This window comes from Phenylobacterium sp. (assembly GCF_028290885.1).
Classification (GTDB): Bacteria; Pseudomonadota; Alphaproteobacteria; order Caulobacterales; family Caulobacteraceae; genus Phenylobacterium.
Genome location: NZ_JAQGIZ010000020.1, coordinates 1 through 5,639, shown reverse-complemented (window position 1 = coordinate 5,639; position 5,639 = coordinate 1). Strand labels below are relative to the sequence as shown.

Below are 5,639 nucleotides of genomic sequence, written 5' to 3'. Positions count from 1 at the left end.
AGCTCCGTCCAGGCCGCCAGCAGCTCCTCGCCCATCAGGGTGTTCAGCGCATTGGCCGCGTCCGGCCGGTTGAAGGTGATCCGGGCGACGCCGGCCTGCGGCTCATCAAGGAGGATGGTCTCTAAGGTCTCTTGGGGCATCAGAACGACTTCGGCAGGTCCAGCACGTGGGTGGCCACGTGGGAGAGGATGAGGTTCGTGGAGATCGGCGCCACCTGGTAGAGGCGGGTTTCGCGGAACTTGCGTTCGATGTCGTACTCCTCGGCGAAGCCGAAGCCGCCGTGGGTCTGGACGCACATGTCGGCGGCGTACCAGGAGGCTTCCGACGCGGTGAGCTTGGCCATGTTGGCCTCCGTCCCGCAGGGCTCGCCGGCCTCGAACAGCGAGGCGGCCTTTTCGACCATCAGTTCCGCGGCGGTCATCTGCACATAGGCCCGCGCGATCGGGAACTGCACGCCCTGGTTCTGCCCGATGGGCCGGCCGAACACTTCGCGCTCCTTGGCGTAGGCGCTGGCCCGGTCGATGAAGAACTTGGCGTCTCCGATGCACTCCGCGGCGATCAGGATCCGCTCGGCGTTCATGCCGTCGAGGATGTAGCGGAAGCCCTTGCCTTCTTCGCCGATCAGGTTGGCGGCCGGCACGACCAGGTCCTCGAAGAACAGCTCGGTGGTCGCGTGGTTCAGCATGGTCCGGACCGGGCGGATGGTCAGGCCGTTCCCGACCGCCTCGCGCATGTCGACCAGCAGCACGCTCATGCCATCGGAGGGTTTGGCGGCGTCGGCCCGAGCGGTCGTGCGGCAGAGCAGCACCATCAGGTCGGAGTGTTCGGCCCGGCTGATCCACAGCTTCTTGCCGCTGACGAGGTAACCATCGCGCCCGTCGCGCCGCGCGAAGGTGGTGATGCGCGTGGTGTCGGTGCCGGCGTCGGGCTCAGTGACGCCGAAGGCCTGCAGCCGCAGCTCCCCGCTCGCGACCTTCGGCAGGTAGGCCTCTTTCTGCGCCGGCGAGCCGTGCCGAAGCACCACGCCCATGGTGTACATCTGCGCGTGGCAGGCCGCGCCGTTGCCGCCCGAGCGGTGGATCTCCTCCAGCACCGCGGCGCCCGCGGCCAGCCCCAAGCCGGAACCGCCATATTCCTCGGGGATCAGCACCGACAGGAAGCCGGCGTCGGTCAGCGCCTGGACGAACTCCGTCGGATAGGCCCGCTCCCGGTCCAGCGCGCGCCAGTAGGCGCCGGGAAAGCGCGCGCAGAGTTTGCGCACTGCCTCGCGGATTTCAGGAAAGGTCTCGCTCACAGCTGCATCTGTGCCATGTGCAAGGCTGGAGATCGACCGTCAAAGGTGGTCATCTGCCGCCAACCGAGGCGTGGGGGAGGGAGGACGTCGATGACAGACTTAAGCTACGTGAACGGCGCCAGCGTCCAGCCGCTGCTCGGCCAGACCATCGGCGCCTGTTTCGACGCGACCTGTGCGGCGCACCTTGGCCAGATGGCGCTGATCTCGCGCCACCAGAAGATCCGCTGGACCTACGCCGAGCTGAAAGAACGTGTCGACGCCCTGGCCTCCGGCCTGCTGGCGCTGGGCCTGGAGCCCGGCGACCGCATCGGCGTCTGGGCGCCCAACTGCGCGGAATGGGCGCTGACCCAGTTCGCCACCGCCAAGGTGGGCCTGATCCTGGTCACCATCAACCCGGCCTATCGCCTCTCCGAGGCCGAGTACGCGCTCAACAAGGTGGGCTGCAAGGCGCTGGTGACGGCCGTCGCCCACAAGACCAGCGAATACCTGGCCATGCTGCGCGACCTGGCGCCCGAGCTGTCGGACGCGCGGCCCGGCGACCTGCAGGCCAAGCGCCTGCCCGACCTGCGCCTGGTCATCACGCTCGGCGAACAGCCACACGCCGGCTGCCTGACCTTCGGCGAGGCCCGTGACGCCGGGACGCCCGCGGACGTCCGCCGGCTGGCCGAGATCGGCGCCGCGCTGCAGTTCGACGACGCCATCAACATCCAGTTCACCAGCGGCACCACCGGCTTTCCGAAGGGCGCGACGCTCAGCCACCACAACATCCTCAACAACGGCTACTTCGTCGCAGAGGCCATCCGGCTGCAGCCCGGCGACCGGCTGTGCATCCCGGTGCCGCTCTACCATTGCTTCGGCATGGTGATGGGCAACCTCGGCTGCATCACCCATGCCGCGACCATGGTCTATCCGTCGGAGGGGTTCGAGCCACTGGCGGTGCTACAGGCCGTCGAGGCCGAGGGCTGCGTGGCGCTCTACGGCGTGCCGACCATGTTCATCGCCATCCTCGGCCATCCGGAGTTCGGCCACTTCGACCTGACGACGCTGCGCACCGGGATCATGGCCGGCTCGCCCTGCCCGATCGAGGTGATGCGGCAGGTGATCGAGCGCATGCACATGCCGCAGGTGACCATCGCCTACGGCATGACCGAGACCTCGCCGGTCAGCTTCCAGTCGGGCGTCGAGGACAGCCTGGAGGTCCGCGTCGCCACCGTCGGCCACATCCATCCGCACCTGGAGGTGAAGGTCGTCGACGAGGCCGGGCGCGTCACGCCCCGCGGCCAGCCGGGCGAGCTCTGCACCCGCGGCTATTCGGTCATGCTGGGCTACTGGGACGACGCGGCGCGCACCGCCGAGGCCATCGATGCGGCCGGCTGGATGCACACCGGCGACCTCGCCACCATCGACGCCGACGGCTGCGCCAACATCGTCGGGCGGATCAAGGACATGGTCATCCGCGGGGGCGAGAACGTCTATCCCCGCGAGATCGAGGAGTTCCTCTACCGCCATCCGGCGATCCAGGACGTGCAGGTAATCGGCGTGCCCGACGCAAAATACGGCGAGGAGCTCTGCGCCTGGATCGTGCTGAAGCCCGGCTGTTCGCTGACGCCCGAGGCCGTGCGCGAGTTCTGCAAGGGCCAGATCGCCCACTATAAGATTCCACGCCATATCCGTTTCGTGGAAGGTTTCCCCACGACCGTCACCGGCAAGGTGCAAAAATTCGCCATGCGCGAGGCGATGATTGCAGAACTGGACCTGGTGATGGAAAAGACCGCATGAGCCTGGGAAATCCGATCACGCCAAGCTGTGAGTCCTTCCCCCGGTACGGGGGAAATATCGCCAATGGGCGAAGCCCGGGCGACAATGGGGGAAGTATTTTCTCTCTTTCGACCTCCCCCATCGACCCGCGACGCTGCGCGTCTTGGGCCACTTCCCCGGTACCGGGGGAAGCCTCCAGATGAGGAAACTCAAGAGCGCCGTCGACACCGGCTCCAAAGCCTTCGCCGCCAACGCCAAGCTGAACCGCTCGCTCGTCGCCGAGCTGCGCGAGCGTGCGGCCGCCGCCGCGCTGGGCGGGCCGGAAGACAGCCGCAAGCGCCACGTGGGGCGCAGCAAGCTCTTGCCCCGCGACCGGGTGATGCGGCTGCTCGACGCCGGCTCGCCGTTCCTGGAGGTGGGCCAGCTGGCCGCCTACGACCTCTATGACGGCGAGGCGCCGGCCGCGGGCCTGATCACCGGCGTCGGCCGGGTCTCCGGGCGCGAGGTGATGATCGTGGCCAACGACGCCACCGTGAAGGGCGGGGTCTATTTCCCGCTGACCGTGAAGAAGCACCTGCGGGCGCAGGAGATCGCCCTGCAGAACCGCCTGCCCTGCGTCTACCTGGTCGACAGCGGCGGGGCCAACCTGCCCTACCAGTCGGACGTCTTCCCCGACCGCGACCACTTCGGGCGCATCTTCTACAACCAGGCGCGGATGAGCGCCGAGGGCCTGGCGCAGATCGCCTGCGTCATGGGCTCCTGCACCGCCGGCGGCGCCTACGTCCCGGCGATGAGCGACGAAACCATCATCGTCCGCGGCCAGGGCACCATCTTCCTGGGGGGACCGCCGCTGGTGAAGGCCGCCACCGGAGAGGTGATCTCCGCTGAGGAGCTGGGCGGCGCCGACACCCATGGCCGCCGGTCCGGGGTGGTCGACCACGTGGCCAACGACGACGAGCACGCGCTGGCCATCGTCCGCACCATCGTGGGTAACCTCAACACCACCAAGCGCATCGACATGGACGTGGCCGAGCCCAGGCCGCCAGCCTTCGATCCGCAAGAGCTCTACGGCATCGTGCCGAGCGACGTGCGCGCGCCCTATGACGTGCACGAGGTGATCGCCCGCATCGTCGACGACTCGCACTTCGACGAGTTCAAGGCGCTCTACGGCACGACCCTGGTCACCGGCTTCGCGCGCATCTGGGGCTATCCGGTGGCGATCCTCGCCAACAACGGGGTGCTGTTCTCGGAGAGCGCGCTGAAGGGCGCCCACTTCATCGAGCTCGCCTGCAAGCGGAAGATCCCGCTCGTCTTCCTGCAGAACATCTCCGGCTTCATGGTCGGCGGCAAGTACGAGGCCGGCGGCATCGCCAAGGACGGCGCCAAGCTGGTCACTGCGGTCGCCTCGGCCGAGGTGCCCAAGTTCACCGTGCTGATCGGCGGCTCGTTCGGTGCGGGCAACTACGGCATGTGCGGCCGCGCCTATTCCCCCCGCTTCCTGTGGACCTGGCCCAACAGCCGCATCAGCGTGATGGGCGGCGAGCAGGCCGCGAGCGTCCTGGCGACAGTGCGTAGGGACGCGCTGGAGGCCCGCGGCGAGACCTGGCCGCAGGACCAGGAGGACGCCTTCAAGGCCCCGATCCGCGACCGCTACGAGACCGAGGGCGACCCCTACCACGCCACCGCGCGGCTGTGGGACGACGGCATCATCGACCCGGCCCAGACCCGCGACGTGCTGGGGCTCTCGATCTCCGCCTCGCTGAACGCCCCGATCCGGGAGACGCGCTTCGGCGTGTTCAGGATGTAGCCATGGCGACAGGCGACCATCTGCTGGAAACGGTCACGGCGGACACCGTGGCCCACGAGATGAAGCGGGCGGCGAAGTACAGCCTGCCGATCGGTACGCCTTGCCCAAACTGCCATACGACGCTGGCCGGAGCCTGGTGCTACGCCTGCGGACAGCGCGGCGAGGAATTCCACCGTTCGATCTGGCGGCTGACGTGGGAAGCCCTTGAGGGCGTCACCAATCTCGACGGGCGGGTCTGGCAGACCCTGCCGCGGCTGGTCCTCAAGCCCGGCCGGCTCACCCGCGACTACCTCGACGGCCACCGGGCCACGCAGATCCCGCCGTTCCGCCTGTTCCTGATCGTCCTCGTCCTGGTCTTCTTCGCCGGCGGTCTAGAGATCAAAGGCAACAAGCAGAATTTCCAGCTCGCCAACCTCAACAGTCCGGAAGTCCAGAAGACGCTGACGCCCAAGGATCGGGCGGACCTGAACCAGGGCGTGAAGGCCATGCGAGACAAACTCGCTCAGGGCGGCAACAAGACGGAGTCGGCGAGCACGGCCTGGCTAAGGGAGCGGCTGGTCCACGCCATGGACAACCAGGAGGCCGTCAAGGCCTCACTCATGGAATGGGCGCAGCGGTTCGCGGTCCTGATGCTGCCGATCGCTGCCCTGATGCTCAGCGTGCTCTTCGTCTCCAAGCGCGGCGTCTACGTCTTCAACCACCTGATCTTCTCGATGCACTCGCTCGCGTTCCAGGGCCTGCTGCTGACGGCGGTCTTCCTTCTGGGCCTGGCGATCGACT

At 67.8% G+C, this 5,639-nt stretch carries 4 protein-coding genes; 3 read left to right on the top strand and 1 reads right to left on the bottom strand.

What is annotated here, in order from left to right; genetic code table 11:
* Positions 1-139: 139 nt before the first annotated feature.
* Positions 140-1,294: an acyl-CoA dehydrogenase family protein gene (locus JWP28_RS01725; RefSeq protein ID WP_299539300.1), complete on the bottom strand. Its 1,155-nt coding sequence runs from the start codon at positions 1,292-1,294 to the stop codon at positions 140-142.
* Positions 1,295-1,384: 90 nt separating this feature from the next.
* Here JWP28_RS01725 and JWP28_RS01720 point away from each other — a divergent pair, with 90 nt between their 5' ends.
* The 3 genes from JWP28_RS01720 to JWP28_RS01710 all read left to right on the top strand — a co-directional run.
* A complete protein-coding gene (locus tag JWP28_RS01720) occupies positions 1,385-3,073 on the top strand; it encodes an AMP-binding protein (protein ID WP_299539298.1) in 1,689 nt (562 codons plus the stop codon).
* A 178-nt stretch (positions 3,074-3,251) separates the two neighbouring features.
* Positions 3,252-4,859 carry a carboxyl transferase domain-containing protein gene (locus tag JWP28_RS01715; protein WP_299539296.1) on the top strand — a complete coding sequence of 536 codons (1,608 nt, stop codon included), beginning with the start codon at positions 3,252-3,254 and terminating at the stop codon, positions 4,857-4,859.
* Positions 4,860-4,861: 2 nt separating this feature from the next.
* Positions 4,862-5,639: DUF3667 domain-containing protein (locus JWP28_RS01710; RefSeq protein ID WP_299539294.1), on the top strand; the 778-nt coding region annotated here is incomplete at its 3' end.